Below are 17,004 nucleotides of genomic sequence, written 5' to 3'. Positions count from 1 at the left end.
TGTCATCCCTAATCAAACCGATACTGCAACGTTAACTTTGTCACATGTGATGCAATTAAGTTAAAATCTTGATGCGTGGTGAGAATAATCGCCCCGCCTTGTTGGATATGACTTAAAAACAACTTCTCTAACTTGCTAACGCCCGATTTATCGATAGCCGTAAACGGTTCGTCTAAAATCCATATTTTTTGGGTCGACTGCCAAAGGCGACCAAGCGCAATACGTCTATGCTGGCCGGCGCTTAGCTGCGACGCGTAAACATCTTCAAACCCAGCTAAATCAACTTCACTAAGCGTTTGTTCTGTATCAGCAACGGTTTGACCATGTAGAGCTAAGCTAAACTCCAGGTTTTCTTCCGCGGTGAGCTCACCCTTAACACCAGGTTGGTGGCCAAGGTAAAGCAGGTTCTGCCGGTATTCTTCGGCTTGTTGCTGGATGTTTTTGCCACGGTAAAGTACGTCGCCTTCGTTGGCAAAAGACAGTCCCGCGAGTATTTTTAATAAACTCGTTTTGCCCACGCCATTTGGCCCTTCAACCTGAATGATATCCCCAGCACTAAGCTCAAAATTGAGATCTTCAAATAGAACTCTATCTTGACGAATGCAAGTTAAATGCTTTGATGATAATAATGGGACGTGGTTTGACAAAGGTTTTTAACTACGGTTATCAAAAATTAGATGATTATTGTCACATGAGATTGACAAATTGCCAACCTAGGTTGGCAAAAAGCTTGGAGGTAATTGTTTGATTACCGAATGTAGATCAACAAACCCTTATTTCGCAGGGGTTTCGCCAATTAAAATCAGCTCCGTTTGACGGCCATCTAAGTACCAAACGCCAGACTCATCAAACATCGCGTCTTCTTCCAACATAATGCGGATCTCTTTGTTCCACGCATCGATGAAAACCGCATTGTTTAGTTCTATCGAATAAGCCGTATTGTGATGTAATGGGTAATCACCATCGCCAGGCACGCCAGTTTGTGCGTCCCACATACCTAATGTTGTCCCTGCTGCATGGCCGTGATAGCCAATCGGGTGGGTATAAATGGTTGGTTTTAAGCCGGCTTCTATTGCGGCGCTTCGGGCTTGTTTTAACACTTGGTTACCGGTTTTACCCGCTTTAAATAAGTCAGTGAAAATGTCTTGTAGTTTATTACCGGTGGTAAAAGCGGCTGTTAAATATTGAGGTGCCGCGGTTTCACCAGGTTTCAAAACATAGGCATGTTGTTGCGTGTCGGTATTAAGCCTTAAATAGGTAATGCCAAAATCAATATGTAATAAGTCACCATATTGAATGATATTTTGTTCATGACCTTCAGAAAATGCGGTGTCGCTATTAAAGGCTGGTTGTTCATTGCGTTGCACTGAGATACTTGGGTGAAACCAGACCTGTAATTTCAGTTCGCGAACGCGTTCTCTAAACCACCATTGCAAGTCGGTTGTTGAAGTTACGCCAGGAGTGATAACTTGATTCGAAAAACCTTCGGCAATGATCGCGTGAGCAATACGCACTATGTCTTTATACATAGCGACTTCGGGCGCGATTCGTTGCTCCAACCAAGAAACCGCAAGGGCTTCTGCTGACACCATTTTGTTACGCCATTTGGCGGGAAGATTCGTTTTTAACGTTTTATAATCCGTTAACACTAAGCCATCGGCGTGGGCCCAATTTGTTGAGTAGTTTAAACCAATATTTTTAGGCTGGTAACGCTCAAGCAGTTCGCTAAGGGCTTCCCACTGACTGGATTGACGTTTTTTATTCCAACCTTGTTTAAACACCGAACCCACTTTATAAGGCGCAATCGCATAGGCGTCTACTGTGCCGTTTGGCGTCAATAAAAAGAGTAAAATAGTGGTTCGTCGCGCTGAAATCCAGGTTGCTGGTAACATCGTCTTTAGCACCGGATCTTCATTGTATTCACGGCTTATTAATAACCACGCATCTAACCCGGATTTAGTCATCATTGCTGGTAGCAGTTGAGTAACACGTTGTTCTGTCATGTCATCAATAAATTGCGCGCGCTCTTGCATCGATAAGATATCAGAGGCGATTGACGATTGCCCAAAACTAGAAAAACTGAAACTAAGACAAAGCATTAGGGAAATTAAAATACAGCGCATGGGCCAACTCTTTTGGTTAGTAAAACAATATTAAAAAACGATAGTGACGCTACATGAGCATAACATCTTTAATTATTATATGAATGAAGTTTGAGATAGTCTGCATGATTAAAACGGACAAATACTACCAACCGCGATAGTGTTATTTTCTAACGCCTATAAAATATTTAATTATGCATACTGGTATTAGTATTGTTTCAATTGGTTTAAATTACAAACAGATATAAACTGATCTCAAATGGATAATTGAAGTAACTGTTCGTTATCTCCATATTAAACAAATCACCCCTTAAGAAAAGGCGCACTGTGAGACATTCCCGTTCTATGCCCGATGATCCAGTTGACTTTAACTGGCGCTCCCTAACCGCATTAATTCCTTATATCCTTGAGCATAAGGTCCGTGTCTTTTTGGCTTTAGGGTGTTTGGTCTTGGCTAAAGTCGCAAGTGTCGGCCTACCGTTTATTCTTAAACATGTGGTTGATGACTTAGACAAAATGAACGACGGTTTAGTGGCAATAGTCAGTGTGCCATTGGCGTTAGTGATTGCCTATGGTGCGGTTCGGTTTTCTACTGTTTTACTAGGCGAAATTCGCGATACATTATTTGGTCGAGTAACCGAGCGTGCGATGCGAAGAGTGGGGTTGAAATTATTTAATCACCTCCATGAGTTAGATTTAGATTTTCATTTGAATCGTCAAACCGGTGGTTTGTCTAGAGACATGGAACGTGGAACTACTGGTATCAGTTTTCTGATGCGCTTTATGGTGTTTAATATCGTTCCAATTTTGCTCGAAATTATGTTTGTCGTCATTATCTTCTTCACTAACTACGGTATTGAGTTTGCGGCGATAACATTATTGTCAATTGTGGCTTATGTTGCGTACACCGCAGTTGCGACGGAGTGGCGAACCAAATATGTGCGTGAAGCCAACAAAGCAGATTCGAGCAGTAATTCGCGAGCTATAGACAGTTTACTGAATTACGAAACCGTGAAGTACTTTAATAACGAAGATTATGAAGCTTCACGTTACGACGAAGATTTAGCCAAATGGGAAACCGCGCGCCGTAAAAACCGGCTCACGTTATTTGCTTTAAATTCGGGACAAGCATTAGTTGTTGCTATATCGATGACGGCGATGTTGGTACTAGCCGCAGAAGGCGTAGTTGCAAAGGAAATGACACTAGGTGACTTTGTGCTGATTAATGCTTTTATGATGCAATTGTTTATGCCGCTTAACTTTTTGGGGTTTGTTTATCGCGAAATTAAAGGATCTTTGGCCAATATTGAAAATATGTTCGCTTTGCTACGAAAGCAGCCCAAAGTGCAAGACAGCATAGCTGCAACCGAATTGGTGGTCACCACGGCAAAAATAGAATTCAAAGATGTAAAGTTTCATTATAATAAAAAACGCCAAATCCTGGACGGCATTAATTTCACAATATTACCTGGGCAAAAAGTCGCAGTTGTTGGTGAAAGTGGGGCGGGTAAGTCTACATTAGCAAAATTACTGTTTCGATTTTATGATGTTAGCAGTGGTCAAATCCTAATAGATGAACAACCAATTGACGGCGTGAGTCAGCACTCGTTGAGAAAAAATATTGGTGTGGTGCCACAAGACACTGTGCTGTTTAACGATACAATTTTCGAAAATATAAAATACGGCGACCCGCAAGCCTCAGAGGAAGATGTTTGGCGCGCGATAGAATTAGCTCATCTCAAATCCTTTATCGTTTCTTTACCTGACCAAGAAAAAACCATGGTCGGTGAGCGAGGGCTTAAGTTATCCGGTGGTGAAAAACAACGTGTAGCGATAGCTCGTACTATTTTGAAGCGGCCGCCGATTTTGGTTTTTGATGAAGCAACATCATCACTTGATTCTGGTTCTGAGCAAGCTATTTTGACCGCTCTGAAGTCGATAGCTAAAGGACATTCGTCTTTAGTTGTTGCACATAGGTTGTCGACCATCGTAGATTCGGATAATATTTTGGTTATGGTAAAAGGAAAAATTGTTGAACAAGGAACACACCATGAGTTATTAAACTTAGGTGGTCATTACGCAACAATGTGGGCAATTCAAAATGAACAAAGAAGCGAAACGGAATGATTGATTATCCAGTGTTTTTTGGACTTTGGGGCATGTTGTTTTTGTTTATCGGACTCAATCGTTCGGCGACAATCAATGGGGCTAAAAGGGTATTAGTTGAAGCTGGCCCAACGGTTTTTTGTCGGGACTTGCCCCTAGCTCGGATCTTCAAGCTAAATGGCCGAGCATTGGTTAAGTCAGATGTTGTTAAAATTCAACGTGCGGCTCGTTGCGTAACATTATTCACCGCAAGTGGCATTGCGTTTGACTTGTGGTTACCTAAATCGACGGTAGATGAAGTAGCCTTAAGAGCGAAAAAACTTTTTAGCAACGCCAAGTATGTTGAGGTTTAAATCACTGAATTAGTAGATTTTTTACGTTTTTTAAAAAAACGGATCATAGCATTAGGGTAAAGGAAATAGCCTTTATATCTGCATATTTTTTTGGTCAATAAGTATTTTGTAAATATCGCAATGTACATTACATAAATGCCCAGCAAACCATAAAATACATTTATAGAAAATAAATCATCAATTTTAAAAAGTAATATAAGTACAATTGCGATAGCCCAAAAGCTATGTAACCTCTCTCCGGGATAATGATGAAATTCAAAATATTTTAAGTGATTTAAATATAGATCACCCTTGTCATCGCCTACATATTCCCTGTGTTGTGTTTGCCTATACGAATATTTCATTGATTGCTCTCAGCCTGTTGTTCCATAACACTTAATTTATAAACACTGTCGATGCCATAGGCAATATAACTAAATGTCATGATACCTAAGATATTGGCCATAATATCAGCTATTTCAAACGTTCGGGTTTTAAATAGTAAGTGGCTACATTCTTCTAATATAACAATGATGCAAACGACCAAGCTAGCTAAATATATCGGGACATATCGGCTGTTCGACGCTTTTTTAAAGTTAGTAGCCAAAACAGCGCAAAAAGATAAAAAACCAAACAGAAAAAAATGACCTACTTTGTCGCCATTTGGCCATGCCGCAACATAATTGATGATGCCATTGGATATGCCTAGGTCTTTTTGGTAAATCAGCCAAAGCGCAAAGAGGCTAACTGTTAGGGTGCATATTCTAAAAAAGAGTTTCATTGTAATCAGTTATAGTCCATTAGGGTCGAAATTGACATTGAGATTAGGAACAATAAGTACTGCCTGAATTTTAACTTCGGTTTCTCCGTTAATACTAGTTTATTTTTGTCAGCAACGGTAATTTCAGTTGTTTAGCGCACAACATTTGGTTATTTTTAGCAAATGAAATTATTTGCCTTAATTATTCTGTCTTTTTTACTCTCTTTTAGTGCACTTGCCGATGACGCTGGTGGCTGCCAAATTGAATTGTTACTCGATTGCGACCTAGATATGCCAAAAGAAAGTCAACCAAGCGGCTGGACGTTTGGTGTTGGTGTTGCAACTGCGGTCAATGTACCTGTTTATATTGGTGCTAAAGAAACCCGTTCTGCTATTTTACCAATCCCGTATATCAACTATCGCAGTCCAAATTTAAAAATTGGCCAAGGCGGTATTGTCGCGAGATTGTTTGATAGCGAAAAATGGTTGTTGTCTGTCAGTTTGTCCGGTGCGATTCCTGTCGACAGTGATGATGCTGAAGCACGGAAAGGCATGCCAGACATTAATGCCATTTTTGAGTTTGGTCCAAGTCTTAAATATTACCTTGTGGGCGATGACTCAAGCCCCGATGCCATTTTTCTCGATATGAATATTCGTCAAGCCAGAACTATCAAATTCACTAATTTGAAATTAACGTCTAGTCCTTCAATCTTAATGCGAAAAGGGTTAAGCCAAACGTTTTTTGGCGGTAAAGTTAACACGCGATTAAAGTTAGGTTATGAGTTTGTGTCTGAGGATTATGCCAATGAATTTTATGGTGTGAGTCCAGAATATATGACAGATGAACGAGATGCGTTTGTCGCCCCAGGTGGCTTCGCGGGCTTTCGAGTAAACGGCGGTGTTCGTTGGCAATTAAAGCGACATATTGTCAGTAGTTTTTTTGCATATGCCGATATTAGCGGCGCAAAATATGTTGATTCTCCATTGGTAAAATCTAAGCAGCATCTATATGGTGGATTAGTATATTTTTATCTATTTGAGTAATTGCGATGAAAAATAGTATTGATTTAAAACGTTGTTTGATGATTTTCGACAAAGTTATGTCGGATGGTGAAAAAAAAGAAGATAAGTTCCACTATGAAGGACTAGAGGCGTGGTCCGATTTTGACGGCTACAACTGTTATCTGTCTCTAAACGATGTAACGTTAACGATGATGTTTCATGGCAAATATGATATTCAATTTGGCAGTGCAGATTCATTTCAAAAATTTGAGAAAAAATTAGCCACATTCAAACTGTAAAGGCGTTTAGCGCCCAAAAAGTCTTTTAATAAATAGATGTTTAAAGACATTAAAACTGTTAGTTGTAGTTTGTTGACTGCACTAAAGTTTTGGCATATCCAGAGGTTATTAAATTGTTAGCTCGTCAGACTGGTACTATCGAAGAAATTAATATCTATCCCGTGAAGTCCTTAAAGGGCATTTCATTGAGCCAATCTGTGGTGACGCCCCTAGGGTTAAAGTGGGACCGCTTTTGGATGATAGTGAATGAAGACGGGTTGTTTATGTCGCAGCGAAATATCCCTGCGATGGCAACTATCTCTACCACGTTGACGGACAGCCATTTGGTCTTAAGTCATGACCAATTTGGAGAGTGCCACATACCTTTGCTTTATGCGGGCTCAGATGAGCTTGACGCGACCTCATTTAACGCAAAAGTTTGGCAAAGTGAATGTGTCGTTCTAGATGAAGGCGATAAAATTGGATCGTGGTTAACTTCTATTTTAGGTCGGTTTCGTGGGCAGGCGTTGCGACTCGTAAGATTAAATCCCGAAAGCCAACGAGCTGTCAGTAATAAACACACCAACGGTGATATTCATCAAACTTATTTTGCCGACGGTTATCCGTTTTTAGTGGCTACATCTGCTTCTTTAGATGAACTCAATACAAAATTGGTGGCGCAGTCAGAGTCGGCTGTTCCTATGTCTCGATTTAGAGCAAATGTTGTTATTGCTGGAACAACAGCATTTGTTGAACATCAATTTAAGTATATGCAAATGGGAGAGGCTGGTACTCTGCATTTATGTAAACCCTGCGAACGTTGTAAAATGACGTCAATTGATCAGAACTCCGGTGAAATAAGCAATTCTAAGCAACCGTTGAAAACGCTGTTTTCGATGGAAAATATTGCCGATAAAGGTGCCTATTTCGGACACAATGGCGTATTAATCAAAAGTAAATCTTTGGAAAATGATTGCTGTATCAGTGTTGGTGATACGGTCTGTTTTAGTCATGAAGTACAAGGTTAGCCAACATAAGATGACTTTTATTAGACGGTTAAAAATATTGGTGTTGGAGATAATTCCAATCATTTTTTTCGTAACCCCTAGTTTGGCCCAAGCGCAATTAGATGAGTTCTGTGTTAATGACTATTCCAATTGTTTAAGACTGGTTGAGCAAAAACTAGCGGAACAACCCAAAAGTAAAATCGAGTTTTATAAGCTTAAGATGTACCAACTTGATTCACTCTATTATTTAGGTAAATACCAACAGTTAGACATAGAGATGGGCAAACTGATCAACGCATCTAGGCTGCCAAAAGTGGTAGAACTTAAAATTCATATTTATTCGGCAAAGTTAAAAATAGGTCAAAAGGATGACCCTGAACGTAAAGCTCACTTAGCAAAAGCACAATTAATTTTCCAAGCGTTGTTAAAAACAGGTGACGACCCAAACACGTTAATCGATTATGCTAATTTGCATATTTATCTAGGCCAATACACTGAAGGTATTAGGCTTTTAAAGCAGTTGGAACGAAAGTTTAGTGATCATAAAAATGCCAATATAATTGCTAAAGTCGCGATTAACTTAGGCAATTTATATCTCCTCACTGGGGACTTGGTTAAAGCGCAAACTCAATACCTTGTTGCCATGGAACATTCGCGTAAAGCCGGATTAATTAATGTTAATATCATTGCTAATTACAACTATGGCCGAACATTTCAGAAATTAGAGCAAAACAGCAAAGCGATAGCGATTTTTTTAGAGTTGATACCGCGAGCGTCAGAATTAGTTGATTCAAATATTGACGAGCTGACGTATTATCGACTTGGGCAGTTATATGTAGCAGAAAAAAATTGGACTTTGGCAAAGTTATATTTAGAAAAAGTCGATATAAATGACAAATTTGACAGTTACGAAGAACGAGTTGATGCCCTAATGGCTATTATTAATAAAAATTTAAAAGGAAGTTAGTGTGAAGTGGATTGGCATTTTTATCGTAATTTTATTAGTCGGTATGGCGAGCTTGCCATTTTTGGCAACAGACAAGCAGCGATTAGTGCCAGAGATTAAGTCCGTCACTGCAGATGACGCTAAAATTGCTCAGAATGTCACTAAACAATTTCATCGTAGTATCGCGTCGAAACAAGCGGTTCAAGAGTTTTCGTTATCGAATGACGAACTGACAGCTGCGTTAAATGTCGCAAGCTATTCTGTGCCTAATATTGATATCGAGTCACGATTAACGTCATTGGGATTAACTTTAGTTGCCACAGTCAAATTGGAAAAACGTGGTTTTAAACGTTATGTAAATGTCATATGTATGTTGACCAACGGTTATGAAGGAGCCGATATCGACTCCTGTAAAATAGGTTCTGTGACACTTCCTGGAGATTCCCTCAAACCAATAATAAAGTATGGCCTTAACAAATTTGTAGGCAAACATAGTTATGACTTATGGCAGCATTTTATAACCAATTTAAGTTTTGAACGAAACAAGTTAGTTGTGAAAAACTTGGACGCCAATATGATTAAACCGGCACTTCAGGCGAGTTTTAATGAAGCCCAGAACCTAGTAAGTGGTACTTCAAATTTAGATAAAGCTCTAGTCACTAATTATATTGAGCATTTATCGTTACAAAATTATGATTCAAAGTCGTTAATGGAGCCAATTAGAAGCGCCTTTTCACATGTTAAAGAGCAAACACGTAACAGCCCAACTGATGTTCGAAACCGCCATGTTCAAGCTGCAATTTGGGCACTAGTGATCCGTTACGGTAACCCTAAATTTGGTCGACTCGTAGGAATACCCGGAAAAATTGGCCGAGGTATGTCGGCCACATTGAGAAACCGCGAAGATCTTGCATTGCATTTTCTCTATTCCGCTTTTTTACAATTAAACAGTGGCACACAAACCGCATTTAGTATTGGCGAAATAAAAGAGTTAATTGATAGTAACGCAGGAGGCACCGGCTTTAGCTTTGCAGACATTGTTGCTGACAAAGCGGGCTTAACGTTTGCAGAGTTTCTGACTGACCCAATGACTGATACAAAATCAGCCTGCCTCAAATTGGCCAATGTTTATACAGAAGATATGTTTATATTAGACATAAACCACCGGCCAGAAGGTATTTCAGCCGAAGAGTTTAACGATAGATACAAGTCAATTCAGTCGCAGAAATATAAAGATGTGATTGAGGAAATTGGCCAAGCTATGAAACAACTGGAATTGTATCGTTAGCAAATGGGCTTAATGACCGTGAAGTTGAAACCACTTCGTCGAGATACATACGAGCCCAAAAAGGAAGCCGTGATTTACAAAGTTGCTACACATACGTAGCGTCCATTATCACAAATTAGCGGATCAGTTTGCTGGCACATAGCGATAGTGTCCAGTAATTTTATAGTCAAATAACATGTCGTCTACTTTTGGACCTCGGCCGATATTATGGACAATCAACGGGTTGCCCGATTGCTCGGATATACGGTCAATAACAATACCAATATGGGGTAAATTACCCGGTAATACCCAAGTGACTATGTCACCTGTTTTATAGTCTTTACTGTCGTTTGATACCTTTAGTACTGTTCCGTGGCGAGTGAAAAACTGTTGCAGGTTAGGGACACGTCGGTGATCAATATTTTTGTCGGTCCGTGTCAGTCCCCAAATTCGTTTCGATGGATACAAATTGAAATTGGCAACCATATCCTCATGAACAAGCTTTTGTAAATCCACACCTAAAGTGCGATATGCACGAATAACAACATCGGTGCATACGCCAATATTGTCAGGTACATCGCCATTTGGGTAAGGGATAGATATATACGCACCATCATAAGTCACATTGTGAGTTGTACGCTCTAACAGCGCTGAAACGATGTCGGCTTCAAACGTGTTTGCCTTTGCCCCGACGCTGCACAGTACGAGCAGGTACATTGCGATATTTTTCATCTTCTATCCTTAGCACTTACGGTTTTGTTGTGGCGTTAAAATGATGGCTTATGCCGATTGTTATTAGAACCATTAAACATGAGTGTACCGTCAGTCGCTTTTCTCTGACTCGTTTGGCGTCAAATCGTTATTATGTTGATGGGACTAACTTTATAAACATTTGAATAAAACCAATAACTCAAACAGAATAGCTGATTATCATGGTTTTTATAAAACAACTAAGCGAGAAAATAAGCGAGAAAAATGAAAACAACATTAAATCATAAGCTTAAGCTCATTAAAATAATGGGTATGTATCTAACGATATCGACGTTATTTATGACACTCACTGGCTGTGTTATCGGGAACAGAATTGCCCAAGACGGCTCTGATTCCCATACATCTGCGGGAAATATTGATGTAAGGGATAATAACATTGCAGGGGATTTAAGTGCTTATAATGGCAATATTAGTATTGGCCAAAACGCTGAGGTAAAAGCCGTTGAGATTGTAAATGGCAATATAGCCATTGGTGATTTTAGCCGTGCATTGTCATTAGAAACCACCAACGGAAATATAATTACAGGTAAGCAGGTCTTAGTAACTGGAGATGTAAAAACCGTAAATGGTGAAATTAGAATTGCAACCAAATCTGTGATTGGTGGCAACATTATCACCGTCACTGGTGATGTAGTTTTGGCCGATGAAGCAAAGGTCGATGGCGATATTATTATTGAAAAAACCGGGTTTATTTTATCTAAGTTTGAAACCCGCGTACCGATTATAGAGATTGGTAAGGACGTCATAATAAAGGGAAAAATACACGTTTATCGACCAATCGAGCTTAGACTCGATCCGTCAATAGACCCTAAAATCATTGTTCGCCATGACTGATTAGCAGTTATTTATTTCGTATCGGGGGTATTTAGCCTTGGTCCGTTTAACTAAGGGGCCAATTAACGTCGAGGTTTGTATTTCAATCTTTTTGCTAAACACTTTTGTGGGTAGAAAAGAGGACAAATAAACGTAACGTTTGGCTTATACAATGAAGTCAGGTTGCAAATTAGAACCGTTTTAATTCAGAGGTCGTTAAATTGAAAATAGCAATTACAGCAGCAAGTGGGCAATTAGGCTCACACATAGTGAAAGCATTAGCTGATATGGTCCCCCAAAGTAATGTGATTGCATTGGCTCGGACACCTGAAAAAGCGAAGCATTTGGGAATTGAAGTACGTCCGGGCGATTATAATGACAGGTATCAATTAGAACAGTCATTGCAGTCGGTTGATAGCTTATTACTGGTATCTGGTATGGATGCGCCCGATAAACGAATTGGGCAGCATCAAAATGTCATACAGGCGGCAAGAAACGCAGGTGTGAAAAAGATAGTGTACACCAGTATTCAAGGTGCGGAACAAAACACCAGTTTTTCGCCGGTGGTTCAAAGTAACCGCCAAACGGAAAAAGATGTCAGTGAAAGTGGACTACAATGGGTTATTGGGCGAAACGGCATTTATATCGAGCCTGACATCGAATATATAGAAACTTATAAAAAAGAGGGACGGATATCTAATTGCGCCGGTGACGGTCGGTGCGGTTATACCTCAAGAGCGGAATTGGCTTATGCTTATGCCAAAATGCTAATGGAAGATAAGCATAATGGCCAAACCTACAATTTACACGGTGAGGTGATCACCCAGTATCAACTCGCTGAATACCTTAATATGGGGTTTGGGACCGATTTAACCTATTCTGCTGTGTCCGTAGAAGAATACAAAAAGGAACGCATTGCCGCACTTGGCGAATTTATTGGTAATGTGATTGCAGGTATTTATCAGGGGATCCGAGAAGGTAAATCTGATAACGTTAGCGACTATTTAACCGCCGCAGGTCGAGAGCATGAAAGCTGGTTGACGTATTTTACTCGGTTGAAAAATGCCCAAAATGCTAAATGAATTTAAGGTGTAGCTGCATGTTATTAGCTTTATTTCAACAAACACGGAAATATACCGAGTCCCTTTGTGCACCTTTAAACATCGAAGATTACATTCCGCAGGCTGTTGATTTTACGAGCCCGCCTAAGTGGCATTTGGCCCACACAACGTGGTTTTTTGAAGAGATGATCCTAACCAAATTTTTGGACGGCTATGCGGTTTTTGACGCTCATTTTGGTTTTTTGTTTAATAGTTATTATCAAAGTGTTGGAGAAAAAGCGGTGCGTGCTCAACGTGGGTTGATGACACGTCCAACAGTAGATCAGGTTTATCAATACCGACATTATGTGGATGAACAAATCCAGCGTTTACTCAGTAAAGAAGTTTCCGAGTCTGTCAAAGCACTTATCACGCTAGGTATTCACCACGAGCAGCAACATCAAGAATTATTATTGACCGACCTAAAATACACTCTCTCGTTAAACCCAATTGCGCCTGTATACCAACCTGACTTTAATTTGGTGGATAGTTGCAATGCGGGGACGTCAGAGGAAAAACACTGGCTCAGTGTGAAAGAAGGCGTTTATGAAGTGGGTTATGCTGGCGACGACTTTTGTTTTGACAACGAACGTGGACGCCACAAAGTGTACCTGCAAAATTTTGACATCGCTTCATCATTGGTAACAAATGGCGACTATATTGAGTTTATTGAAAGTGGCGGTTACCGCACATTTAGTTATTGGTTGGATGATGGCTGGAGCTGGTTAAATAGCCATAATATTACTGCGCCACTTTATTGGAAAAATATTGATGGTGAATGGCATTACTATACGTTGGCAGGATTAAAGCGAGTTAACAAGCAGGCTGTTTTGTCACACATTTCTTATTACGAAGCGAACGCATACGCGCATTGGAAAAAGATGCGTTTGCCGACCGAGTTTGAATGGGAAGTGGCCTCAACCCAATTTGAATGGGGAGAACGCTGGGAGTGGACTTCATCGGCTTACCTACCATACCCAGGCTTTAACATTAGCGACGGAGCGGTTGGTGAATACAACGGTAAATTTATGATTAACCAAATGGTATTGCGCGGTGCATCTGTGGCGACATCGGAAAATCATTCACGCGCCACTTATCGAAACTTTTTTGCACCGCATTTTCAATGGCAGTTTTCTGGCCTGCGGTTAGTTAAATAGGTCCACCTAAAATGGACTGTTAAGGATACAACACAATATGATTGAGCAATTTGCAAAGAGCGTCGACATTGGGTTGAGTAAACCCGAGAAAACCCTTCCTTCTAAATATTTTTATGACAAGAATGGCGATGCACTTTTTGTTGAAATAATGAACATGCCAGAGTATTACTTAACCCGTTGTGAAATGGAGATTTTTAGCACCCAAACAGCCGCATTAATAGAGTCATTTCAAGCGGATAAAAATACCTATTTTGAGTTAATTGAACTCGGCGCTGGTGACGGAACTAAAACCAGTAAATTACTTGAAGCGTTAAGTACGGAAGGTTATCAGTTTGACTATCTGCCCGTAGATATCTCCAAAAATTCGTTAGATCAACTCCAAACATCACTAGAACAAAGCTTGCCAGACGTTTCGGTTATTCCAAAACACGGGGATTACTTTGAGATGTTAGGCTCCATTAAAGACAGTCATCACCCGAAAGTTGTGCTGTTTCTTGGCTCGAATATTGGCAATATGACAGACGCAGTTGCCAGCGACTTTTTATATCAACTTGGGGCGAATTTAAGTAAAGGCGACAAACTATTGTTAGGAACCGACCTGATTAAATCTGCGGATATTGTATTGCCTGCTTATAATGACAAAAAGGGCATAACAAGCGAGTTTAACATTAATCTATTGCATCGAATGAATGCTGAACTCGGCGCCAGTTTTGACCCTGATGAGTTTGTTCACGCCCCTGAATATTGTATAGACGAAGGCATTGCTAAAAGCTATTTGTTGAGTGCCCGCAAACAGTCCGTTGAAATTGAAGCTACAGGAAAGACGTATCATTTCAAGGAAGGGGAAAAAATTCATACAGAAATTTCACGTAAGTACAATGATGACATTCTCTCTAGAATATTGGCTAAAACCGACTTTGAGATAACCCAAAAGTTTACTGACCAAAATAATTATTTTGCCGACTATTTATTGAGTCGAAACTAACCTTGGTGGACAATTAAGTTGGTTGAAAGTAAAACAACAAAACTAGAACAAATTGCGTTGTTTGTCTGTGTCAGCTTATCTGTTGTCGCATTCCTATTTCCTCAATTACTAACCGACCAACTGCAACCGGTAATCTCAGAACTTCTGCGTTATTTAGGATCTCCTTTTTTTATCCTCGTTAACATCTTGCTGTTTACGGTTATCGCCATCGCCATCAGTCCTCTTGGTCGGCGCAAAATCGGTGGCGAGTACGCCCGAGTGGAATTTAGTCTGTTCGGTTGGTTGTCGATGTTATTTGCCGCCGGTATGGGATCTGGATTGATATTTTGGGGCGTTGCTGAACCCGCACTGCATACCATTGCCTCACCATTAAAACACAGTCTTTATCCAAACCCGCAGTCTAGCGGATTGGCATTGACCTTAGTTAATTGGGGATCACATGCATGGGCATTATACGCCGTATTTGGACTGGTTTTAGGAGGGCTTAGCCTCAATAGCGATAAGTCTGGAGACATTACAGGACCGGTCTTAAGTGCAAGCAAAGGTCTATTTAATGATCGCTGGCAGGGCAGACTAGCCTTTAGCGTTAAGCTGGTGGCGGTTTTTGCTATATTTTTTGGTGTGGTTGGCACGATTGCAAACTCGACGTTGTTATTACGCAAAGGATTAGAACTAAAACTTGGCATAAGTTCGGCGTTGTTATCGGGTTTTATCATCATCAGTTTAATCGTGATTTTATACACGTTATCGGCCAAGTTAGGACTTAAAAAGGGGATCCAAACCCTCAGTAAACTAAACATGTTTATCGCGTTTTCTCTGATTGCGTGGTTGCTCATGTTTGTACCAATTCAACCCATTATTGATACTGCTGTTAGTGGCACGTGGGATTACATTCAGTTGATCACAAGTGGCACTTGGCAATTCTCTAGTCAGTTGAATGATCCTAATTGGGCGAATGGTTGGACCTACAATTACTATTTTTGGTGGTTAGCATGGGGGCCTTTTGTCGGTGTGTTTTTGGCAAAAATAAGCCAAGGTCGTCCGGTATGGCAGTATATTTTAGGCGTTGTGTTGGTACCGACGTTGGTGACCATTTTGTGGTTTAGCGTTTTTTCGGGCTCTGCAATCGCGTGGGATGCTAGTCATCAAAGTGGTATTTTAGAGGCGATAAAAACGGACTATACCCAAGGTCTATTTGTGTTTTTTGAGCAACTCGGTTGGCAAGGTTTCGTTCTTATTTGGGCAAGTTTGCTATTGCTACTCATTTTTGTCGCCACATCCGCTGATTCAGCGGTTTTAGTCATACGACAATTATGTGGGGCAAGCGAAAGACCATCTTGGAGTCTATACGGTTGGTCATTTGCTTTAGGGTTGTGCGCCTATGTGTTGTTGGTGCAAAACAATGAGTCGTTAAACAGAAGTGTGGCGATCATTGGAGCCCTGCCATTTTTACTTATATTCTTGATGCAGCTTTTAGGATTTGTCAGAGAGCTTATTAATGAGTTATGGCACAAATAAGCCATTTAGAGGATTTAGCGGGTCAAAACTAACGACACTATTGCCGTTAGTTTTGTCGTATCAGAGCATTAGCTTATGGCGACTAAGATAGCAGCCAGTACCGCCCCAGCAATACTGTATTTTACACCGGTTTTAAATGTCTTACTTTTTGGGATAAACATCCAAAATGAAGATACCGAAAAAAACAATAACGACGCACCAAAGAAAATATTTAACCAATACACCGGTGAATTTGTTGTAGCTTTGTGCAAGTGAGTCAACTTATCTAACACAACTGGCAGTTGGTAACGGGTGTAGCTTACGTCGCCAGTCGTTTTATTATATGACCCATCTTGGAAATAAATAAATTGCTCGTCTTCAGAGTCTGCTTTAAATCGTTTAATTTTTAAGGTCTGGCCTAATCCCGATTGGTCAAGATTTGTCGCAAGTGATTGTTCCACAGCACTCGATATTTTAAAGACATGGGTATCTCTATAAATTAGCACAATCCCACTGAGTGCATAGATGGTCATAATACCCGCTAAAAAAAAGCCTAAATAACGATGCAATATGCGCATGGAGATTAATTTCATTTGGAACCTATCCTATTAGAGTCGATTAAAAAGAGTCGATAAAGTAGCAGGGAAAAACGATTATTGCGCACAGTAATAAATATTTAGCTCATATTCAAGAAACTTGTTTTTCGCGTATTTACAATAATCTATTTTTAATCAGCACGTTGTCATGTTGCCTGATTTTATTCGTTTTCTAGGGTTCTAAACATAGAGCTTATAAGAATGTGACGCCTTACGCCTTTTACAATTAGACGTGACCCCAAAGGTTTGCGTACAATGCCGCCATTACCTACCTATCCAGATTAA

At 40.2% G+C, this 17,004-nt stretch carries 18 protein-coding genes; 12 read left to right on the top strand and 6 right to left on the bottom strand.

Annotated elements, in window-relative coordinates; genetic code table 11:
• Positions 1-8 precede the first annotated feature (8 nt).
• Both ccmA and KO525_RS04110 read right to left on the bottom strand, forming a co-directional pair.
• A complete protein-coding gene (gene ccmA, locus KO525_RS04115) occupies positions 9-647 on the bottom strand; it encodes a cytochrome c biogenesis heme-transporting ATPase CcmA (RefSeq protein WP_215962519.1) in 639 nt (212 codons plus the stop codon).
• 126 nt (positions 648-773) lie between these two features.
• Entirely contained in the window at positions 774-2,099 is a 1,326-nt protein-coding gene (locus tag KO525_RS04110) for a M24 family metallopeptidase (protein WP_252736798.1), read from the bottom strand.
• Between the two features lie 348 nt (positions 2,100-2,447).
• Here KO525_RS04110 and KO525_RS04105 point away from each other — a divergent pair, with 348 nt between their 5' ends.
• On the top strand, positions 2,448-4,229 hold the full coding sequence (locus tag KO525_RS04105) for an ABC transporter ATP-binding protein/permease (RefSeq protein WP_215962632.1): 1,782 nt from the start codon (positions 2,448-2,450) through the stop codon (positions 4,227-4,229).
• A complete protein-coding gene (locus KO525_RS04100) occupies positions 4,226-4,561 on the top strand; it encodes a hypothetical protein (RefSeq protein WP_215962517.1) in 336 nt (111 codons plus the stop codon). Before KO525_RS04105 ends, KO525_RS04100 begins: the two co-directional genes overlap by 4 nt.
• On the opposite strand, the gene KO525_RS04095 is transcribed toward KO525_RS04100, so the two are convergent.
• Both KO525_RS04095 and KO525_RS04090 read right to left on the bottom strand, forming a co-directional pair.
• Positions 4,558-4,905 (bottom strand): hypothetical protein, encoded by a 348-nt coding sequence (locus tag KO525_RS04095; RefSeq protein ID WP_215962516.1) that lies wholly within the window; start codon positions 4,903-4,905, stop codon positions 4,558-4,560. The two genes, KO525_RS04100 and KO525_RS04095, sit on opposite strands and share 4 nt — an antisense overlap.
• Complete coding sequence (locus KO525_RS04090; RefSeq protein WP_215962515.1) at positions 4,902-5,321, bottom strand: VanZ family protein; 420 nt, start codon at positions 5,319-5,321, stop codon at positions 4,902-4,904. Before KO525_RS04090 ends, KO525_RS04095 begins: the two co-directional genes overlap by 4 nt.
• Positions 5,322-5,483: 162 nt before the next feature.
• Between KO525_RS04090 and KO525_RS04085 the strand changes: the two genes are divergently transcribed.
• The 5 genes from KO525_RS04085 (at position 5,484) to KO525_RS04065 (ending at position 9,821) form a co-directional block, all read left to right on the top strand.
• On the top strand, positions 5,484-6,344 hold the full coding sequence (locus tag KO525_RS04085; RefSeq protein WP_215962514.1) for a MipA/OmpV family protein: 861 nt from the start codon (positions 5,484-5,486) through the stop codon (positions 6,342-6,344).
• A gap of 5 nt (positions 6,345-6,349) precedes the next feature.
• Positions 6,350-6,601 (top strand): DUF3081 family protein, encoded by a 252-nt coding sequence (locus KO525_RS04080; RefSeq protein WP_215962513.1) that lies wholly within the window; start codon positions 6,350-6,352, stop codon positions 6,599-6,601.
• A 113-nt stretch (positions 6,602-6,714) separates the two neighbouring features.
• The gene (locus KO525_RS04075; RefSeq protein ID WP_215962512.1) at positions 6,715-7,608 is read left to right on the top strand and encodes an MOSC domain-containing protein; all 894 of its coding nucleotides are present in this window, start codon (positions 6,715-6,717) and stop codon (positions 7,606-7,608) included.
• A 10-nt stretch (positions 7,609-7,618) separates the two neighbouring features.
• Complete coding sequence (locus KO525_RS04070) at positions 7,619-8,554, top strand: lipopolysaccharide assembly protein LapB (RefSeq protein WP_215962511.1); 936 nt, start codon at positions 7,619-7,621, stop codon at positions 8,552-8,554.
• 1 nt (position 8,555) lies between these two features.
• On the top strand, positions 8,556-9,821 hold the full coding sequence (locus KO525_RS04065) for a hypothetical protein (protein ID WP_215962510.1): 1,266 nt from the start codon (positions 8,556-8,558) through the stop codon (positions 9,819-9,821).
• A gap of 123 nt (positions 9,822-9,944) precedes the next feature.
• Here KO525_RS04065 and KO525_RS04060 read toward each other — a convergent pair whose 3' ends face one another.
• Complete coding sequence (locus tag KO525_RS04060; RefSeq protein ID WP_215962509.1) at positions 9,945-10,532, bottom strand: DUF1287 domain-containing protein; 588 nt, start codon at positions 10,530-10,532, stop codon at positions 9,945-9,947.
• A gap of 243 nt (positions 10,533-10,775) precedes the next feature.
• On the opposite strand from KO525_RS04060, the gene KO525_RS04055 reads away from it, so the two are divergent.
• The 5 genes from KO525_RS04055 to KO525_RS04035 all read left to right on the top strand — a co-directional run bounded on the left by KO525_RS04055 (position 10,776) and on the right by KO525_RS04035 (position 16,144).
• Entirely contained in the window at positions 10,776-11,405 is a 630-nt protein-coding gene (locus tag KO525_RS04055; protein WP_215962508.1) for a hypothetical protein, read from the top strand.
• 200 nt (positions 11,406-11,605) lie between these two features.
• Positions 11,606-12,466, top strand: a complete 861-nt coding sequence (locus tag KO525_RS04050) for an SDR family oxidoreductase (protein ID WP_215962507.1) — start codon at positions 11,606-11,608, stop codon at positions 12,464-12,466.
• Positions 12,467-12,483: 17 nt separating this feature from the next.
• A complete protein-coding gene (gene egtB, locus KO525_RS04045) occupies positions 12,484-13,641 on the top strand; it encodes an ergothioneine biosynthesis protein EgtB (protein ID WP_215962506.1) in 1,158 nt (385 codons plus the stop codon).
• A gap of 37 nt (positions 13,642-13,678) precedes the next feature.
• Complete coding sequence (locus KO525_RS04040; protein WP_215962505.1) at positions 13,679-14,626, top strand: L-histidine N(alpha)-methyltransferase; 948 nt, start codon at positions 13,679-13,681, stop codon at positions 14,624-14,626.
• A gap of 18 nt (positions 14,627-14,644) precedes the next feature.
• The gene (locus KO525_RS04035; protein ID WP_252736787.1) at positions 14,645-16,144 is read left to right on the top strand and encodes a BCCT family transporter; all 1,500 of its coding nucleotides are present in this window, start codon (positions 14,645-14,647) and stop codon (positions 16,142-16,144) included.
• Between the two features lie 68 nt (positions 16,145-16,212).
• Here the strand turns inward: KO525_RS04035 and KO525_RS04030 are convergent, their stop codons facing one another.
• Positions 16,213-16,716, bottom strand: a complete 504-nt coding sequence (locus tag KO525_RS04030; protein ID WP_215962504.1) for a PepSY domain-containing protein — start codon at positions 16,714-16,716, stop codon at positions 16,213-16,215.
• Between the last annotated feature and the right edge of the window lie 288 nt (positions 16,717-17,004).

Origin of the sequence: Psychrosphaera sp. B3R10, assembly GCF_018861025.1 — a bacterium.
In the GTDB taxonomy this organism is placed as follows: domain Bacteria; phylum Pseudomonadota; class Gammaproteobacteria; order Enterobacterales; family Alteromonadaceae; genus Psychrosphaera; species Psychrosphaera algicola.
Note: the sequence above shows the minus strand (reverse complement) of the source record. Positions and strands in the feature narration are given on the sequence as shown.

Bases quoted from the DNA above. Each gene is read 5' to 3' on its own strand.
- KO525_RS04080 (WP_215962513.1), top strand. From the start codon at position 6,350: ATGAAAAATAGTATTGATTTAAAACGTTGTTTGATGATTTTCGACAAA.
- KO525_RS04085 (WP_215962514.1), top strand. From the start codon at position 5,484: ATGAAATTATTTGCCTTAATTATTCTGTCTTTTTTACTCTCTTTTAGT.
- egtB (WP_215962506.1), top strand. From the start codon at position 12,484: ATGTTATTAGCTTTATTTCAACAAACACGGAAATATACCGAGTCCCTT.
- KO525_RS04030 (WP_215962504.1), bottom strand. From the start codon at position 16,716: ATGAAATTAATCTCCATGCGCATATTGCATCGTTATTTAGGCTTTTTT.
- KO525_RS04070 (WP_215962511.1), top strand. From the start codon at position 7,619: ATGACTTTTATTAGACGGTTAAAAATATTGGTGTTGGAGATAATTCCA.
- KO525_RS04060 (WP_215962509.1), bottom strand. From the start codon at position 10,532: ATGAAAAATATCGCAATGTACCTGCTCGTACTGTGCAGCGTCGGGGCA.
- KO525_RS04100 (WP_215962517.1), top strand. From the start codon at position 4,226: ATGATTGATTATCCAGTGTTTTTTGGACTTTGGGGCATGTTGTTTTTG.
- KO525_RS04095 (WP_215962516.1), bottom strand. From the start codon at position 4,905: ATGAAATATTCGTATAGGCAAACACAACACAGGGAATATGTAGGCGAT.
- KO525_RS04040 (WP_215962505.1), top strand. From the start codon at position 13,679: ATGATTGAGCAATTTGCAAAGAGCGTCGACATTGGGTTGAGTAAACCC.
- KO525_RS04105 (WP_215962632.1), top strand. From the start codon at position 2,448: ATGCCCGATGATCCAGTTGACTTTAACTGGCGCTCCCTAACCGCATTA.
- KO525_RS04055 (WP_215962508.1), top strand. From the start codon at position 10,776: ATGAAAACAACATTAAATCATAAGCTTAAGCTCATTAAAATAATGGGT.
- KO525_RS04110 (WP_252736798.1), bottom strand. From the start codon at position 2,099: ATGCTTTGTCTTAGTTTCAGTTTTTCTAGTTTTGGGCAATCGTCAATC.
- KO525_RS04090 (WP_215962515.1), bottom strand. From the start codon at position 5,321: ATGAAACTCTTTTTTAGAATATGCACCCTAACAGTTAGCCTCTTTGCG.